General features: G+C 66.8%; 16 protein-coding genes, 1 tRNA gene and 1 pseudogene. 6 read left to right on the forward strand and 12 right to left on the reverse strand.

Going from position 1 to position 16,172, the window contains the following annotated elements:
* The first annotated feature begins 158 nt into the window (after positions 1-158).
* On the forward strand, positions 159-698 hold the full coding sequence (locus DL991_RS00435; protein ID WP_125779779.1) for a YbhB/YbcL family Raf kinase inhibitor-like protein: 540 nt from the start codon (positions 159-161) through the stop codon (positions 696-698).
* 81 nt (positions 699-779) lie between these two features.
* Here the strand turns inward: DL991_RS00435 and DL991_RS00440 are convergent, their stop codons facing one another.
* Genes DL991_RS00440 through DL991_RS00450 form a run of 3 tightly spaced genes read right to left on the reverse strand, consistent with a single transcriptional unit; the run spans position 780 to position 2,124 of the window.
* On the reverse strand, positions 780-1,214 hold the full coding sequence (locus DL991_RS00440) for a GNAT family N-acetyltransferase (protein ID WP_125779781.1): 435 nt from the start codon (positions 1,212-1,214) through the stop codon (positions 780-782).
* Positions 1,215-1,236: 22 nt separating this feature from the next.
* On the reverse strand, positions 1,237-1,797 hold the full coding sequence (locus DL991_RS00445; RefSeq protein ID WP_125779783.1) for a TetR/AcrR family transcriptional regulator: 561 nt from the start codon (positions 1,795-1,797) through the stop codon (positions 1,237-1,239).
* Positions 1,798-2,124 (reverse strand): multidrug efflux SMR transporter, encoded by a 327-nt coding sequence (locus DL991_RS00450; RefSeq protein ID WP_125779785.1) that lies wholly within the window; start codon positions 2,122-2,124, stop codon positions 1,798-1,800.
* Between the two features lie 152 nt (positions 2,125-2,276).
* On the opposite strand from DL991_RS00450, the gene DL991_RS00455 reads away from it, so the two are divergent.
* The 3 genes from DL991_RS00455 to DL991_RS00465 all read left to right on the forward strand — a co-directional run bounded on the left by DL991_RS00455 (position 2,277) and on the right by DL991_RS00465 (position 6,319).
* On the forward strand, positions 2,277-4,571 hold the full coding sequence (locus tag DL991_RS00455) for a (Fe-S)-binding protein (protein ID WP_125779787.1): 2,295 nt from the start codon (positions 2,277-2,279) through the stop codon (positions 4,569-4,571).
* Positions 4,572-4,903: 332 nt separating this feature from the next.
* A complete protein-coding gene (locus tag DL991_RS00460) occupies positions 4,904-5,305 on the forward strand; it encodes a DUF742 domain-containing protein (protein WP_233598623.1) in 402 nt (133 codons plus the stop codon).
* Between the two features lie 30 nt (positions 5,306-5,335).
* Positions 5,336-6,319 carry a cation diffusion facilitator family transporter gene (locus DL991_RS00465; RefSeq protein ID WP_125779791.1) on the forward strand — a complete coding sequence of 328 codons (984 nt, stop codon included), beginning with the start codon at positions 5,336-5,338 and terminating at the stop codon, positions 6,317-6,319.
* Here DL991_RS00465 and DL991_RS00470 read toward each other — a convergent pair.
* Positions 6,313-7,005: a CAP domain-containing protein gene (locus DL991_RS00470; RefSeq protein ID WP_125780060.1), complete on the reverse strand. Its 693-nt coding sequence runs from the start codon at positions 7,003-7,005 to the stop codon at positions 6,313-6,315. The two genes, DL991_RS00465 and DL991_RS00470, sit on opposite strands and share 7 nt — an antisense overlap.
* 121 nt (positions 7,006-7,126) lie before the next feature.
* On the reverse strand, positions 7,127-7,594 hold the full coding sequence (locus DL991_RS00475) for a MarR family winged helix-turn-helix transcriptional regulator (RefSeq protein ID WP_125779793.1): 468 nt from the start codon (positions 7,592-7,594) through the stop codon (positions 7,127-7,129).
* A 73-nt stretch (positions 7,595-7,667) separates the two neighbouring features.
* Between DL991_RS00475 and DL991_RS00480 the strand changes: the two genes are divergently transcribed.
* The gene (locus tag DL991_RS00480; protein ID WP_125779795.1) at positions 7,668-8,852 is read left to right on the forward strand and encodes an NAD(P)/FAD-dependent oxidoreductase; all 1,185 of its coding nucleotides are present in this window, start codon (positions 7,668-7,670) and stop codon (positions 8,850-8,852) included.
* Here DL991_RS00480 and dcd read toward each other — a convergent pair.
* Positions 8,849-9,430, reverse strand: a complete 582-nt coding sequence (gene dcd / locus DL991_RS00485; RefSeq protein WP_125679521.1) for a dCTP deaminase — start codon at positions 9,428-9,430, stop codon at positions 8,849-8,851. The two genes, DL991_RS00480 and dcd, sit on opposite strands and share 4 nt — an antisense overlap.
* 13 nt (positions 9,431-9,443) lie before the next feature.
* Entirely contained in the window at positions 9,444-10,649 is a 1,206-nt protein-coding gene (locus DL991_RS00490; protein WP_125779797.1) for an oxygenase MpaB family protein, read from the reverse strand.
* Between the two features lie 110 nt (positions 10,650-10,759).
* Between DL991_RS00490 and DL991_RS00495 the strand changes: the two genes are divergently transcribed.
* Positions 10,760-10,830 (forward strand) — tRNA-Gly (locus DL991_RS00495).
* A gap of 94 nt (positions 10,831-10,924) precedes the next feature.
* On the opposite strand, the gene DL991_RS00500 is transcribed toward DL991_RS00495, so the two are convergent.
* The 5 genes and pseudogenes from DL991_RS00500 to DL991_RS00520 all read right to left on the reverse strand — a co-directional run bounded on the left by DL991_RS00500 (position 10,925) and on the right by DL991_RS00520 (position 15,927).
* Positions 10,925-12,127 (reverse strand): tyrosine-type recombinase/integrase, encoded by a 1,203-nt coding sequence (locus tag DL991_RS00500; protein WP_233598624.1) that lies wholly within the window; start codon positions 12,125-12,127, stop codon positions 10,925-10,927.
* Entirely contained in the window at positions 12,105-12,323 is a 219-nt protein-coding gene (locus DL991_RS00505; RefSeq protein WP_125779799.1) for an excisionase family DNA-binding protein, read from the reverse strand. Before DL991_RS00505 ends, DL991_RS00500 begins: the two co-directional genes overlap by 23 nt.
* Before the next feature lie 25 nt (positions 12,324-12,348).
* A pseudogene (locus DL991_RS00510) lies at positions 12,349-13,970 on the reverse strand (replication initiator).
* Entirely contained in the window at positions 13,970-14,356 is a 387-nt protein-coding gene (locus tag DL991_RS00515) for a hypothetical protein (protein WP_125779801.1), read from the reverse strand. Before DL991_RS00515 ends, DL991_RS00510 begins: the two are co-directional and overlap by 1 nt.
* Positions 14,353-15,927 (reverse strand): FtsK/SpoIIIE domain-containing protein, encoded by a 1,575-nt coding sequence (locus DL991_RS00520; RefSeq protein WP_125779803.1) that lies wholly within the window; start codon positions 15,925-15,927, stop codon positions 14,353-14,355. The genes DL991_RS00515 and DL991_RS00520 overlap by 4 nt, the downstream gene beginning before the upstream one ends.
* Positions 15,928-16,172 lie beyond the last annotated feature (245 nt).

The raw sequence follows: 16,172 nt of genomic DNA on the forward strand, positions 1-16,172 counted from the left end.
GCCCCTGACGGCACGGGCGGACGCGGCCGAGTACGACCCGGTACGAGGCCGATCCACCCGCACCGCCAGGAACCACCTGGATCACGAAGCCCATCGAACAGACTCACAGGACAGCACCTAGCCTGGCTTCGTCATCGGTTCCACGATCAGGAGGACGCATGCCGCAGGCACCCGATCCGTACGACTTTCTGCCCGATCTGCCTGCCTTCACCTTGAGCAGCACCGACATCGAAGAAGGCGGCTTCCTGCCGACAGCCCAGCTTTCCGGGATCTTCGGCGCGGGCGGCGAAGACCGTTCCCCGCAACTGTCCTGGGAGGGCTTCCCTGAGGGGACCAAGAGTTTCGCCGTGACCTGCTACGACCCCGACGCCCCGACGGCGAGCGGTTTCTGGCACTGGGCGGTCTTCGACATCCCCGCGTCGGTGACGGCGCTGGCCGCGAACGCGGGCGACGAGACGGGCTCCGGTCTGCCGGCGGGCGCTGTCACCCTGAAGGGGGACGGGGGTGTGAAGCAGTTCCTCGGCGCCGCCCCGCCGCCCGGACACGGGCCGCACCGGTACATCTTCGCGGTGCACGCTGTCGACGTCGAAAAGCTTGAGGTCGGCGAAGACGCTACGCCGGCTTTCCTCGGCTTCAACCTCTTCGGCCACGCCATCGGCCGGGCGACGCTTACGGCCCTGCACGAGAACAAGGCCTGAGGCGGCTTACTCAGGTTCCCGATGTGGCATTGGGGACGCCCAATGCCCCCAATGCCACATCGGGGGCGCCGGAGACGCTCCCTAAACCTGCCCGTTGGCCCGGCTCCGCTCCATGTACTGCCCCTCGGGCGGGTCACCGAAGCCGAACGGCCGGTACAGCCCGTGCGCGTCGGCGGTGTGCAGCATCCACCGGAACTCCGCGCCCGGCCCGTTGTCGATCATCTCCCGGACCAGTTCCTTGCCGAGCCCCGCGCCGCGCGCCTCGTCGACGACGAAGACGTCCGCGAGGTACGCGCTGCCGATGGTGTCCGAGAACGCCCGCGCGAAGCCGACCTGACGGCCTGTCGAGCTCTCGTACGCGCCGACGACTCGCCACGCGTTCCTGAAGACCTTCTCGATCAGCTCGCGGTCTCGCCACTTGCCCCAGTAAACGCTGGTGGACAAGTACTTCCACACCATGTCGAGGTCCACCCGAGCCGGGTCGTCGTCCAGTTCGTATGCGCCGACAGTCCTCATGATCCGAAAGTTACCCGTCAGGTCAACGGGGTTTCAGCAGGTAGTCGACCACCGGCCGCAGCTCCTCCGCGGACGGCGGCTCGTCGTCGATGAGGCCCTGGATCAGGAGGCCGTCGATACCGGCGAGGAACACCCGGAACGCGACCTCGTCGTCGTGCCGGACCATCGAGGTCAGCACGTCCAGCCAGCGCCGGGCGGCGGGCCGCAGCTCGGGTTTGCGCGCGGCCAGCAGGTACAGCTCGTACTCCGCCATCGTCCGCCCGCGCTGCGGGCCCAGTGCCTCCGCGAGGAGTCCGGCGACCTCTTCCGCGCCGCGGCTGCCGCGCGAACGGGCGCGGTCGATCATCCAGTAGACCTCGGTCGCCATATCCCGCGCGCACGAGATGAGGGTGGCGATCAGCAGGTCGTCGAGGCTGGAGAAGTGATACGTCGTCGAAGCCGTCGGCACGCCTGCCTCGGCGGCGACCGTCCGGTGGGTGACGCCGGCGACGCCGTCGCGTTCGATCACCCGCAACGCGGCCGCGATGATCTCGTCGCGCCGCTTCTCGCCCCGGGCCTTCCGGCCGTCGATCTGGATCTTCACTTAGTGCGCGCCCCCTGCTTCGATCAGCACGACGCCGCCGATCACCAGCACCAATCCGGCGATCACGGAAAAGTTGACGGGTTCTTTGAAGAACACGATGCCGACGGCGGCCACCAGCGCGACACCGGCCGCGGCCCAGATCGCGTAGGCGACGCTCACCGGCACGCCCGCCTTCAGCACGTACGCCAGTGCGACGAACGCGACGGCGTATCCGAGGACCACGACGATCGACGGGCCCACCTTGCTGAAGCCCTCGGAAAGTTTCAACGACACCGTCGCGGATACCTCAGCGGCGATGGCCAAAGCGAGGAGAAGGTACGCACCCATGTCACAAAAACTACCTGGACGATCGTCTTAAAACCAAGAGAGGCGTACACCACATCGGTGGGACTTGGGCGCGGCCAGTGGGTTACCCATCAGTAAGAAGCATTAGTCTGCCCGAACCACCACAGCTTCACTCGGACGAAAGGCACCCGACGATGGGCGCTGTACAGCTGACGCTCGGCGGGATCGCGGTCCTGCTCGGCGTCGTCGCCTGGGGAATGTTCTTCGCGACCATCGCCCGCTTCGTGCGGGTGATCCGCCTCGGTCAGCCGGACTCGACCCGCAACGGCCCGTTCATCCCGCGCATGAAGACCCTGATCAAGGAATTCGCCGCGCACACCCGGATGAACAAGGTCAAGAGCGTCGGACCGGCGCACTGGCTGGTCATGTGGGGCTTCCTGATCGGGTCGCTCGCCCTCTTCGAGGCGTACGGCGAGGTCTTCGTCCCGACCTGGGGCTGGCCCATCCTCGACGACTGGTCGCTGTTCCAGCTGCTCATGGAACTGCTGGGGGTCGGCACCATCGTCGGCATCCTGGTGCTGATCTGGGTCCGCCAGAAGAACCACCCGCGCCGCGCGGACCGGCAGTCCCGCTTCCAGGGCTCCAACTTCAAGTGGGCGTACTTCATCGAGGCCGTCGTGCTCATCGAGGGCATCGGCATCATCGGCGTGCGCGCCGCGAAGTCCGCGCTGAACGTCCACGAGACCCCGGTCTGGGCCGCGTTCGTTTCGCATCCGATCGGTGAGCTGCTGCCCGCGAGCCCGAACCTGGTCTCGGTGTTCGCGTTCGTCAAGCTGATGAGCGCCACGATCTGGCTGATCGTCATCGCGCGCACCATGACCATGGGCATCGCCTGGCACCGGTTCAGCGCCTTCTTCAACATCTACTTCAAGCGCGAGGCCGACGGCGGCGTCGCGCTGGGCGCGCTCAAGCCGATGATGAGCAACGGCAAGGTGCTCGACCTCGAAGAGGCCGACCCGGACGAGGACACCTTCGGTGTCGGCAAGATCGAGGACTTCAGCTGGAAGGGCTGGCTGGACTTCTCCACCTGCACCGAATGCGGCCGCTGCCAGTCGCAGTGCCCCGCGTGGAACACCGGCAAGCCGCTGTCGCCGAAGCTGCTCATCACGCAGCTTCGCGACCACGCCTACGCGAAGGCGCCGTACCTGCTCGCAGGCGGCAAGCGCGACATGGCCGGCGACGAGGTCGGTTTGTCCGGCGACGACATGTACGCGGGCATCGACGTCCTCGCGATCGCGGAGTCGCAGAAGGCCCTCATCGGCGACGACGGCGGCGTGATCGACCCCGAGGTGCTGTGGTCCTGCACCTCCTGCGGCGCGTGCGTCGAGCAGTGCCCGGTGGACATCGAGCACGTCGACCACATCGTCGACATGCGCCGCTACCAGGTGATGATCGAGTCCTCGTTCCCCAGCGAGCTCAACGGGATGTTCAAGAACCTGGAGAACAAGGGCAACCCGTGGGGCCAGAACGCCAAGGACCGGCTGGCCTGGACCGAGGACCTGGAGTTCGAGGTGCCGGTGTTCGACGGCGACCTCGGCGACACCGAGTACCTCTTCTGGGTCGGCTGCGCCGGCGCGTTCGAGGACCGCGCGAAGAAGACCACGCGCGCTGTCGCGGAACTGCTGCACATCGCGGGCGTGAAGTACACCGTGCTCGGCTCCGAGGAGTCCTGCACCGGTGACCCGGCCCGCCGCGCGGGCAACGAGTTCCTGTTCCAGATGCTGGCGCAGCAGAACGTCGAGATCCTGAACTCGGTGTTCGAGGGCCGCGAACGCAAGGCGCGCAAGGTGGTCGTCACCTGTGCCCACTGCTTCAACACGCTCGCGAACGAGTACCCGGAGCTGGGCGGCCAGTTCGACGTCGTGCACCACACGCAGCTGCTCAACCGCCTGGTGCGGGAGAAGCACCTGACCCCGGTCGCCCCCGTCGCCGAGGACGTCACCTACCACGACCCGTGCTACCTGGGCCGCCACAACAAGGTCTACGACGCTCCGCGTGAGCTCGTCAGTGCTTCGGGCGCGCAGCTGCGCGAGATGCCGCGGCACGGCGACCGCTCGATGTGCTGTGGTGCCGGTGGCGCGCGGATGTGGATGGAAGAGAAGATCGGCAAGCGCATCAACGTCGAGCGAGTCGACGAAGCGCTCGGCACCGCGCCGTCGAAGATCGCGACCGGCTGCCCGTTCTGCAAGGTGATGCTCAACGACGGCCTCACCGCGCGTCAGAGCGACGGTCAGGCGAGCGAGAAGGTCGAGATAGTCGACGTCGCCCAGCTGCTGCTGACCGCTGTCAAGCGGAAGCCGGAGCCGCAACTGGTCCCGGCGGGAGCGCCGTCCCTGGACGGCGTCTCGGATGCCGAACTCGACGGAAAGGCCGACGTGCCCACCGACGAAACAGCCACCGGGACACCGCTTCCCGAGGAAGACAAGTAGAAACCCGAGGCCGGAGGGAACATTCTCTCGCACATAATGCGAGAGAATGTTCCCTCTTGTTTTATCCGGTCCAGACCATTCCGTCCCGTTACCCGTTCGGCGGTACACGGCAGCGATAGGCTGACGTTTCCTCGTTGCCGTTGTCGTCCACGAGGTTTCCTTTCGGCGATGCCGGCATCGGGTCCGGGCAGTGCGCTCGAAAAACAGGGGGGCGAGAAACGATGGGCAACCGGCACGAACTCCGCACGGTCAAAGAACACCGGCTCGCGATGCCGGGGTCACCGACCGTCCGCCCGCCCGCTCGCGTCCCCTCGACCGCGGCGCTCGCCAGAATGGCCCAGGAAGCGACCATCCCCAGCATCCCGGCCGCCAGGCGACCGCCGCGACAGGAACGCCGCCGCACGCGCGTCCGCCCGTACGTCCGCACGGGCGGACGCACACAGTCCAAACGGAACTTCGCCATCGAAGCGATGATTTCCGTCCGGAGCGACGCGCCGTGGAACGCGCCAGGGTTCAGCGTCGAATTCCATTCCGTGAGAACACTGTGCCGTCGTCCGACTTCCGTCGCCGAAGTAGCGGCGTCACTAAGCGTTCCACTCGGCGTTGCAAAGGTCCTTTTGGGTGATATGGCCGAACTCGGTTTGGTCACCGTTCATGAAACGCAGGCTGAATTCGACGGTCATCCGGCACTCGCCTTGATGGAACGTGTACTGCAGGGTTTGCGTCGCCTGTGAGATCGACTCACTCGCACTACGCTACGCGAGGTGAGTGAAGAATCCGGTGACGAAAGCACCCTGACCGTGGTGCTGGCGGGTGGGGTCAACCTCGCCATCGCCGTGCTGAAACTGATCGCCGGGATCATCACCGGCTCCGGCGCGATGCTGTCGGAGGCCGCGCACTCGGTGGCCGACACGATCACCGAAGTCCTCCTGCTGACCGCGCTGAAACGGTCGGACCGCCCCGCCGACCGCGTCCACCCCTTCGGCTACGGCAAGGAACGCTACTTCTGGTCGCTGCTCGCGGCGGTGTCGATCTTCGCCTCCGGCGCGATGTTCGCGCTCTACGAAGGCTTCTCGACGGTGTTCGGCGAAGCGACCGAGCAGACCGATCCGATCGTCGGCTACGTCGTCCTCGCGATCGCGTTCGTCCTCGAGTCCGTCTCGTGGTTCCAGGCCGTGCGGCAGGTGCGGCGCGACGCCGCGGAATCGGACCAGAAGGTCTCGGTCTACCTGCGGATGATCGACGACCCGGCCCCGAAGACCGTCCTGTTCGAGGACTCGGCCGCGCTGATCGGCCTGCTGCTCGCGTTCGCCGGTATCGGGCTGCACCAGCTCACCGGATCGCACGTCTGGGACGGCGCGGCGTCGATCGCGATCGGGGTGCTGCTGGCGCTCGTCGCGTACGTGCTCGGGCGCACCAACCGCGGCCTGCTGATCGGCAGGCAGGCGGATCCGAGGCTGGTGCGCGCGGTACGCGACCACTTGATGGGCGCGCCCGAGATCGAGGCCGTCGTCGACCTGCAGACCATGCTCATGGGCACCGATCAGGTGCTCGTCTGCGCCCGCGTCGACTTCGACGACGCACTCGGCGCCGCGGACGTCGAACGCGCCTGCGTCCGGATGGCCGCCGAACTGGCGGAGACGTTCGGCGACGTCACCGAGGTGTTCATCGAACCGGTCCCGCGCACGGACGCCGAACTGCGCGCGGCCGTGCTGGCCCGCTACGGCGACTGGGACAAGGGTCAGTAGCCGAAGTTCTGCGTCCAGTACATGCCCTTGGTGTTGACGCCGACGCCGATCTTCTTCAGCTTGCAGTTGAGGATGTTCGCGCGGTGACCCTCGGAGTTCATCCAGGCGTCCATCACCTTCGCGGCGTTCGACTGGCCCTTGGCGATGTTCTCGGCGCCGGGCTTGTCGTAGCCGGCGGCACGGATGCGCTGGTCGAACGTGACGCCTTCCGGCGTGGTGTGCGAGAAGTAGTTCCGGGCGGACATGTCGTCGCTGTGGCCCTGCGCGGCGGCGGCGAGACGCGACTCGTTGCTCACCGGTGAGCAGCCCGCGTCGGCACGCTCGGCGTTGACGAGGTCGACGACCTGAGCGGCGAGCGAGCTGTCCTGCGAACGAGGCGGCTCCGGAGCCTTGCTGCTCGTCGGCTTCGAGGCTTCCGAGGTAGGGGCGGGCGACTCGGCCGGGGCGGACGACGAGCTGGGCGGCGCGGAGGAAGACGTGGGGGCGGCCGAAGACGACGTCGGGGCCGCGGAGTCGGACGCGGGGCCACCAGGAGCCGGAGCGGACGTCTGGCCGAAGTAAGAGGGAGGCTTCGCGAGGGCCTCGCCGGGTCTGCCCTTGGTGTCGGGAACACTCAGTGACAGATTACTCAGCGCAGTACCCTGGAACCGATCGGTCACCATCAGGTAGCTCGCACTGGCGATCACCCCGCCCAGCAGGACGCTGAGCGTGACCAGTAGTAACCGGCTTCGTGTTCTATTGGGGGACACGGGGCCGAAAACTATCACGAACCGGTTACGGCAATACCCCCGAAAGTAGTAATACCGGTCAGCGGTCGCCCTTAGTGATCGTTTGAGTCGAGTCGTGCGTGATCGCCGCGGCGTCCGCGAGGAACCGGACCACCGCCTTGAGCTCACCGTTCGTGTAGTTCTCGCAGGCTTCGCGGACCGACTTCACCAGGTGGTCCCACAACGGCGCGGCCGAGGCCATCGCCGCCCCGTCGATCTCGATGAGCACCTTGCGCCGGTCGTCGGGATGCGGCTTCCGCGCGACGATCCCCTTGCCCTCGAGCCTGTCGATGAGCGCGGTGATCGACGCCGGCGCGAGCCCCGAGAGCTGCGAAAGCGCCTTCGGCGTCTGCGGCCCGAGGCGGGCGAGGTAGTCGGTCACCTTGCTTTCGACGGCCGAAAGGCCTCGCTGCTCGGCGATCGCCGTATGGAACATGACCGTCTCCGTCGACAGCGCCCGCGATCCGCCGAGGACCCGTTCGACCAGTTCCGCCCGCTCACTTGACACGTCGACCAGCCTAGCGGAGTCTTTAGTTCGATAGAACGAATTAGTTTCTAAGATATTTGATGAGGTGAACAACATGGCGAAAGTACTGATCGCCGGTGGGGGTATCGCGGGCACGGTCACGGCGATCGCACTGCACGAGATCGGCCACGAACCGGTGATCCACGAGGCGTACGACCGGACCGCGGAAGGCGTCGGCGCGTTCTTGACCCTTGCGGTGAACGGACTCGACGCGCTGGCACCGCTGGGCCTGAAAGACCTGGTCAAAGACCTGGGATTCGACACGCCGCGGATCAAGATGCGGCTGGGGAACGGGCGCGAACTGGCGGACCTCGCGCTCGGCGGCAGGCTGGAGGACGGCACCACGAGCCAGACCGTGCTGCGCTCCGACCTCTACATCGGCCTTCGCGACGAAGCCGTCAGACGCGGCATCGAGGTCCGCTACGGCAGGCGCCTGGCCGACGCTCGCGAGACCGCTTCCGGCGTACACGCGGCGTTCGAGGACGGCTCGTCGGCCGAGGGCGACCTGCTGATCGGCGCGGACGGGCTCCGCTCGCGGGTGCGGACGATCATCGACCCGCGGGCGCCGTCACCGCGCTACGTGCCCCTGCTGAACACCGGCGGGCTGGCCGAGGGCCTGCGGCTGGACGACGAACCCGGCGTCATGCACATGACCTTCGGCAAGCGGCTGTTCTTCGCCCACGTCGTCCACCCGGACGGCGGCGTCTGGTGGTTCGCGAACGTGCCCCGGAAGCATGAGCCGTCTCCGGCCGACCTCCCCGAGACGTGCACCTGGCGCGAGGACCTGATCCGGGAACTCGCGGTGGACCGCACTCCGGCCGTCGAGATCGTGCGAGCGACCCGGGAGATCTACCGGCCGTGGGCGACGTACGACTTCCCGAGCGTGCCGACCTGGCGGACGGACCGGATGGTCATCATCGGCGACGCCGCCCACGCGACCTCACCGGCCGCGGGACAGGGCGCGGCGATGGCCGTCGAGGACGCCGTCACGCTGGCGCGATGCCTGCGCGACGTGCCCTCGATCCCGAAAGCGCTCGCCGCCTACGAAGGCCTGCGACGCGAACGCGTCGAGGCCGTCGTCGAGCGCGGCAAGCGCAACGGCGACGCGAAGGCGGCCGGCCCCGTCGGGCGGGTGATCCGCGATTTCTTCCTCACGCGGGCGTTCAAGAACCCGCCGAAGGAGGATCCGAACGCCTTCATGTGGCGGCACCGGATCGAGTGGGAAACGCCAGCGAGCTAGCGCCAGGTGTCGACGCGGTGGAAGTTCTTGTACGCGCGGCTGGGGGTCGGTCCCCGCTGCCCCTGGTAGCGCGAGCCGGCCTCGTTCGAGCCGTACGGGAACTCCGCCGCGCTGGACAGGCGGAAGATGCAGAGCTGGCCGATCTTCATACCCGGCCACAGTGTGATCGGCAGGTTCGCGACGTTCGACAGCTCCAGCGTGATGTGACCCGAGAAGCCCGGGTCGATGAAGCCCGCGGTGGAGTGCGTGAGCAGGCCGAGACGGCCGAGGGAGGACTTGCCCTCCAGACGGCCGGCGAGGTCGTCGGCGAGCGTGACGGTCTCGTACGTGGAGCCCAGGACGAACTCGCCGGGGTGGAGGACGAAGGGGTCTTCGCCCTCCTTCTCGACCAGCGAGGTCAGCTCGTCCTGCTGGAGCTGCGGGTCGATGTGCGTGTACTTGCTGTTGTCGAACACGCGGAAATAGCGGTCGAGTCGCACGTCGATGCTCGACGGCTGGACCATCGTCGGGTCGAACGGGTCGACACCGAGACGGCCGGCGTCGAGCTCTTTACGGAGGTCACGGTCGCTGAGGAGCACGCGGTCAGCGTAGTCAAGCGGCCTTCATGTGCCTGCCGTAGGTGGGGTCGAGCCCGAACACCTTGGTGACCTGCCGGAGGTAGTGGCGACGGCCGGCGGCCCCGATCAGCTCTTGGAGCGCCGTCGCGCCGGGCACCACCCGCCGGACCGTCTCGGCGGCGAAGTTGACGCCCGCCACCGCGACCACGGCGGCCTGCGCGATCGGATCGTCCGGCAACTCCAGGAAGTCGGCGTTGGTCTTGCCGAGAAGGAGTCTGCTGATCGACCCGTGCGCCGCGACCGACACATGCGAGAGGACCTTGCCCACCGCGCCCCGGCCCTCGCCGATCGCGGCGTGGGACTTCATGAGCGCCGCGGCGAGCCGTTTGGAATCGTCGTCGGGGATGAACTCGGTGGTGGCGAGCAGCCACAGCAGCCGCCAGGCGTCGTCCTCGCCGGCGGGCAGGAGCTCCTCGTCGACGCCCATCAGCCAACCGACGTAACGCCAAAGGTGCAGGATGTCGGCGCGCTCGCGGGCGCTGTAGCGAAGGCCGAGCAGTTGCGTGCCGAACACGTAGACGAGGGAGAAGAGAAGGAGCGTGCCCGCGGTCTGGACCTGATTGACCGGCCTGTCCCAAGCGGCGTAATCCCAATCCTTGCGGCGGTTCATCGCGGCGCGGACATGCGCGTGCACGATCCGCACCCGCAACGCGGCCTCGTACCCGCGCCCGCCGGGCACCAGCGCACCCGGCGTCGTCACGTGGATCCACCAAGTCGCCGTCTCGACGAGGCGCCGCGCCGCCTTGTACTCGATCTCGCCCGTGCCGACGAGCGACTTCGTGGCACGCGACGCGAGATAGCCGCCCATCAACGAAACGTCGCCGAGCGGAAAGAGCCCGAGCAACCCGGCACGCGTGATCGCCCGCGCTCCGCGCTCCAACCGATCCTGATCGACCCAGTACGGCGTCGCCTCGACGTCACGAAAGAAGGCTTCGAGCTCCTCCGGCGGACTCTCGACACTCTCGATGCCTTGCCGCAGCGCCAGTTCGAACTGTCCTTGGGCGCCTTTTCGCAGCAACGGCACCAGCACGTCGGCCGCCGGATCCTCCCGCTGCGCGAACCCCCGCAACCGGGCCACCTGGCGCTCGTCACCCCTGATGTCGCCCTCGATGAACAACCTCGACGCGACCCGGAACCCGCCTTGGCGGAACAGCTCGGGGTCGGGCAGCCTCTCGTCCATCCGGCTCACCTCCGATATAGACAACAAGTGTTGTCACATTCGAGGGCGACGTCAAGGTGGGGTAGGGCTTGGCAAGGGGAGATCCGGACCATGTATGCTGGCCGAGCACTGCGGATGTAGTTCAATGGTAGAACATCAGCTTCCCAAGCTGAATACGCGGGTTCGATTCCCGTCATCCGCTCTCATACGAAAGCCCCAGGTCAGTGGATGTCCACTTAGGACCTGGGACTTTCGCTTTGTCTGCGCATCGGCTCTCGCGTGCCATTGATGGGCCATTAGCCGACCGGGACCGGCTGGCCGTCCTGATCTTCGTCGTCGTCTGGCGTCGTGCCCTTCCGGTGACGGTCGACGAGCTTGGACAGCCGGTCCGCGATCTGCGCGTCGGCCTCACTCGTCGCCCGCTGGTAGATGAGGGCCGCCCGCATGTCGTCATGCCCCATCCGCGCCATGAGGTCTTTGGTCGATGTGCCCGCCTTCGACGCCCAGATGTTCCCGGCGTGGCGCAGGTCGTGGAAGTGCAGCCCCTTCAAGCCCATCTTCTCCACGACCTCGACCCACTTCGTCCGCTGACTGAAGTTCGGCCGACGTACCGCGTTCCCACCTCGCTCACCGGTGAAGAGGAGCGCGTCTTGCTCGGGCTTGACCCAGGTCTCCAGGTGATGCAGGAGGTCAGGCCGGACCGCCGCTGGAATGATCAGCGTCCGAACACCCGCCCGCGACTTGGGTGGTCCGACGATGAGCCCGCGTCCGGGAACCTCGACCATCGCACGCGACACCCTTACCCAGCCCGCGTCCTCAGCGACGTCACATCGGCGCAACGCGGTCACCTCACCCCACCGCAGCGAACCGAACGCGGCGAGGAGCACAAGCGCCCGGAAACGCTCCGGCATCCGGCTGGCCAGATCGAACACTTGGGCCACGGTGATCACCGGCCGTTCGTCCGGATTCTCGCGATCGGCACCGCGGACTCGACACGGGTTGCGAGGCAGGATCTTGTCCTCCTCAACCGCCGTGTTCAAGATCGCCCGCAGCAACCGATAGGACTTAGCCGTCACAGACTCCGAGACACCAACTGTCAGCCGGTCAGCACGCCACTGACGAATGATCGCCGTGGACAGCTTGCCCAGCTCGACCCCGCCGAGGTCTGGCGCAATGTGCTTACGCAGCAACCATTTGTACAGCTCGACCGTACGCGGACGAAGCCCCGGCCGTTGGGTGATCCACTGGTCCGCGTAGTCGCCGAGCTTGCGCTTTGCTCGCTCTGGGTCGATCCACTCGCCTTGTGTGACCTGCGTTTCCGTCAACGACAACCAGCGTTCAGCGGCCCGCTTCGTATCGAAGGTTTCAGGCGCTGGTCGCATGACTCCGTCCGGACCGGGATAGCGAGCCTGCCAACGCTTGGACGGAAGTTGCCGAACGGTCCCGAAACCGCGACGTCCCCGCTTTCTAGCCATATCAGGCCGCCCTTCCCAGGTCACGACGGACCGATGCGCGCGTGATCGGCTCTACCCGCCCTGCCTGCATGAAGCTCTCCAGATCCCCGAGAGCGAGACGGACATGAACCCCTGCCTTGTGAAAGGCGATCCGGCGTTCGGCGATCAGTCGACGCACAAACCGGACGCCGGTATTGAGGTAGGCAGCCGCCTCTTCGACCGTCAGATACTTGGCTTCCATGTGTTCCCTCCCCCCCCCCCAGTTCCTAAGCAGCCACACCCTGAGTTGCCGAAAGATCCGGCGGACTCTGCGCGGCGAGTAGCGCCCTGTCGTACTCGGCTTTCCAGGTGATCCGTTCAGAGATCGCGTGCATCACCAGGTGATCCCGAGGAGGCACGTTCGCGTCGCCGGAGTCGACCTTGCGCCAGACCAGCCGTGCCGGGTCCGGTGCGGGTTTCTCGATCCCGACTGCCGCCAGCGCTTCCAGGACGAAGGCTTTGCGGTCGGCCTTGTGGTCGACGAGCGTCTTCCCGGACCACCTTCGTGACACGAGCACCCGGCGTCCCGGCAGGCCGAGTGTGGTCCGCCGATGAGCCCTTCCCTTGCAGTGCCCCGGAGTCGTTTTCCCGTTGGCTCCCTTGGGGTTGATGCCGTACAGCAGCCACAACGCGCAGCGAGGAGAGCAGGGCGTCACGGACAGTTCAGCGTGCAGTCGGTCGTGGTGATCCTTCTGCCGCGTGGTGTCGGCTTCGATGACCTCACCGGTGGATTTGGTGAGGTACTTGGTCAGGTAGCCGATGTGCCGCCCGGCTTCTTCGGAGCCGCCGAGGATGCCCTTGGAGTGGACCTGTCGTCCGAAGCTGACCACGTGCGCCGGGTCTTCCACGGCCTCTACCGCGTCGTCCCAGTCGGTCAGCGGCTCTCGTGTGTCCGGGTCGACGAACACTCTGCGGTCGCCGTCCCACAGCGGCATCCGGTCGACGTAAACGACCTGGTCGTGCGCAGGCCACCAGACCTGGTGATACGTGGCTTCGGTGACTTGGCGGATCACGTCATGCGGGATCGATCCCCGGATAGCCGCGTGCAGGTGCGGTGCCGCGCGCCGTTGGGGTTCGACGGTGGCGAAGTACTGCGCCTCCCAGCCCACGACCCGCCGGAGGTTCTGCCACCACCTGTCGATTAGCGCTGAGAAGTGGACCGCGTCCCGAGCAGCCCGCCGGTAGTCATAAGTGGACGGATCGACCGGTGCACCATCGGCGCGGACGGGGCCGTAGGTGTCGCAGGTGAGGGTGACGAACATCGACGGCCGGAACCGTCCCGCGTACTCGCGGCCCACGGTGGTCTTGGCGACCTTGCGCCGGGGGAGGTTCGGTGCGTCCTGCCGCCGCTTGGTCGAGCGCTTCACCGTCTTCTTCGTGGGCAGGTCGATCGACGGGAGGCGGCCCGCATCCCGAGTTGCCGAAGTTCGTCGTCGACTCCCTGAATCTCCTCCCGCAGCTCCTCCGCTTCGGCCTGGTTCGTCTTTAGCCGGTAAGCGGCGACGAGGTCAGCCCGGAACGCCAACAGCTCCGTCTGTGTCTCGGAGGGTTGCTTCGGGGTGAAGTCCGGCTCGGTCTCCATGTGCCAGCCCTCGCGGCACTGAACCTGCCGCAGCGCTTTCGCTTTCCGCGCACACGGCAAGCACACCGATTCGACTGTCGAGCCACACGGAACCGGGACGTAGCGAAGTTCGCCGGTCTCGGTGTCGCCAACCTCCATCGTGAACGGCCGAACACAGACCCCGTGCTTCTCAGCGGTCGCTTTCACCACGTCCGACGCGAGAGGTTCCCGCATCCGAGCGGCCCGAGAGGTGGCCGGCGTGCTCACCGCGGCTTCCTTCGCGCTCATCAGGCAGCCACCTCCCCAGGGGTGTTCCACTGCCGCAGCACGAACACCGGCATCTCCTGCCGCATCCCCGCAGGCAGATCCGGGAACGTGGCTTCGTCGAACTGGACACCGCCGTAGACCGCGACCGGGATGCCGCAGGGAGTCCGACCCTGGATCTCCAGGTGCACGCTTCCGCCGTGGGACACCCGCCAGATCGAGGCGGTCACGTTCTCCAGGGAATCCGCCCAGACGATCAAGCTCCGTGCCACGTCCGTCAGACCATCGGTATCGAGCTGGACAGACACCGGGTTCGGGCCGAACCCGACCCGCACGGACGCGACCGGCGGAAAGGCGTAGGAGTCGAGGTGATCGCGGATCGCGTCGAGGAACACCAGAACGCGGTTCACGCCGCCACCTCCTCTCCACTTCGACGGACAGGAAGGTCGATCACGTGGGCGCCGCCGTTGGTGACGTAGTTCTCCAAGGCTTTGACGGTCTCGTCCGGGACCCAGCCCGCGCGGACCCGCAGCGGTTCGCGGATGCCTTCGCCCCAGATGTAGCCGACACCCGCAGCCGACTCCTCGATCCGATTCGCCCACGCCCCGCGCTCATAGGCCCCGTCACCGAGGACCATCCCGACGTGCGTCTTCGAGGTGACCCGTAGACAGACCCGCCGGGGGAACAGCTCACGAACTGGAACGGTGTCCTTCGTCGGCTCCTGCACATACCCGCGCACCGTGTAGCCGAGTGCCCGGCCTTGCGTGGTCAGGATGGCGACCCGTTCGACGATGGCTTCGCGGGTCTTGCGATCGGTGTACTTGGTCAGTGCGCCGATTTCGTCGAACTCCAGCACCTCCAACGGGTTCTCCGTGGAAATCGGAACCTCACGGGTGACCCCAGCGAACTCGCGCTTACGGGACTCAAGACCGTCAAGCAGGTCGTCCAAGACCTCGATCGCTTCCTTACCCGTGACCCCGTAGCGAGCGAAGATCCCGCGCCCGTAGGCGAGTTCCATCCCCTTCGGGTCGAACCCCGAGACACGCACCGTCCCAGCCCGGATCGCCGACGCCGCCGACACGAGCGGAGACCACATGACAGAGTTCTTCCCAGCCCCGGTGGCACCGGCAACGAGCATGTGCGCGCCTGGGCCGGTCAGCGGCAGCCGCCAGTCCTTGCCGTACTCAGTCCGTCCGGCGAATACCCGCCGCAAATCCACACCGTCGACCGCCGCCAGGTCGGGCAGCTCCGCACAATCCACAGGCACTTGGAGGAGTTCCCGGCGCTGGAAGTCGAGCGAGACGACGTTGGGTTCACGCTCCCGCACCTGGCACCGCGTGACTTTGCGGGCAACGGCCAGCGCGCGGGCGGCGTCGTCGAAGTCTTCCGGCTTCTGCCCTGGCACGAGCCGGACGCGGACTTCATCCCAGGACGGTCCCGACCTCACGCCCAGCACCTTCGGTACCTGCACCGCAGCACCGCCCGCAGTACGAGAATCTGCCTTCCGGTGACGGCCGACCAGGTTGACCGTCACTTCCACGGGCACGGTGCCGTCGGAGATGGACAGGCCGCAGGCGTGCAGCCAGCCGGGCAGTTTCCGGGCGTAGGTGAACCAGTGCAGCCACCACGCCCGCAGGAACCGGCCACAGCACCGGTCGAACGACACCACGTCGAGCAGCCGCCACACCACCAGCACCACACCGACCGAACCCGCCGTGATAGCCAGCGACGGCCAGCCGAGCCACTGCCACCAAGCCGCCACAGCGATCACGCCGAGACTGGTCCGCCAGTGCGTGATGATCTGCTTTCCTAGCCACCCCAACAGTTTTACGGCCGACCACAAGGCGATGAAGACCACCGCAGCGGCGGCGAGGACTTCCGCGATCGTGGCGAGCGCGCGGCCGAGCTTGTGCAGCAGCCACACCACCACACCCAGCACCCCGCCACCGACGAGAAGAAAACCGATCACGTTCGTGTTCATCGGCGACCACCGCCGGTCAGGTCCAGCGGCAGCATTCCCCGGCAGGGAGCGCATTCCGTTTCGCCGGGCAGGAGCTTGGCGAACCGCTTACAGACTGTGCAGCGCGTTCGGGTGACCCCGTCTAGCGGTCGCTTGTTGCCATCGTTTAGCGTTGTCATTGTTCACTTCCCAGTGGTTGTGGACAGCGCAGGACCGGCGAGGTTTCCTAGGCCAGGTACCGGTTCTGCGCCTTACGAGACTCGGGA

Source organism: Amycolatopsis sp. WAC 01375 (genome assembly GCF_003947325.1).
In the GTDB taxonomy this organism is placed as follows: Bacteria; Actinomycetota; Actinomycetes; order Mycobacteriales; family Pseudonocardiaceae; genus Amycolatopsis.

Coding starts and splice junctions, on each gene's coding strand:
- DL991_RS00520 (WP_125779803.1), bottom strand. CDS start 15,927: ATGAACACGAACGTGATCGGTTTTCTTCTCGTCGGTGGCGGGGTGCTG.
- DL991_RS00435 (WP_125779779.1), top strand. CDS start 159: ATGCCGCAGGCACCCGATCCGTACGACTTTCTGCCCGATCTGCCTGCC.
- DL991_RS00505 (WP_125779799.1), bottom strand. CDS start 12,323: ATGGAAGCCAAGTATCTGACGGTCGAAGAGGCGGCTGCCTACCTCAAT.
- DL991_RS00455 (WP_125779787.1), top strand. CDS start 2,277: ATGGGCGCTGTACAGCTGACGCTCGGCGGGATCGCGGTCCTGCTCGGC.
- DL991_RS00490 (WP_125779797.1), bottom strand. CDS start 10,649: ATGGACGAGAGGCTGCCCGACCCCGAGCTGTTCCGCCAAGGCGGGTTC.
- DL991_RS00440 (WP_125779781.1), bottom strand. CDS start 1,214: ATGAGGACTGTCGGCGCATACGAACTGGACGACGACCCGGCTCGGGTG.
- DL991_RS00480 (WP_125779795.1), top strand. CDS start 7,668: ATGGCGAAAGTACTGATCGCCGGTGGGGGTATCGCGGGCACGGTCACG.
- DL991_RS00460 (WP_233598623.1), top strand. CDS start 4,904: ATGGCCCAGGAAGCGACCATCCCCAGCATCCCGGCCGCCAGGCGACCG.
- DL991_RS00450 (WP_125779785.1), bottom strand. CDS start 2,124: ATGGGTGCGTACCTTCTCCTCGCTTTGGCCATCGCCGCTGAGGTATCC.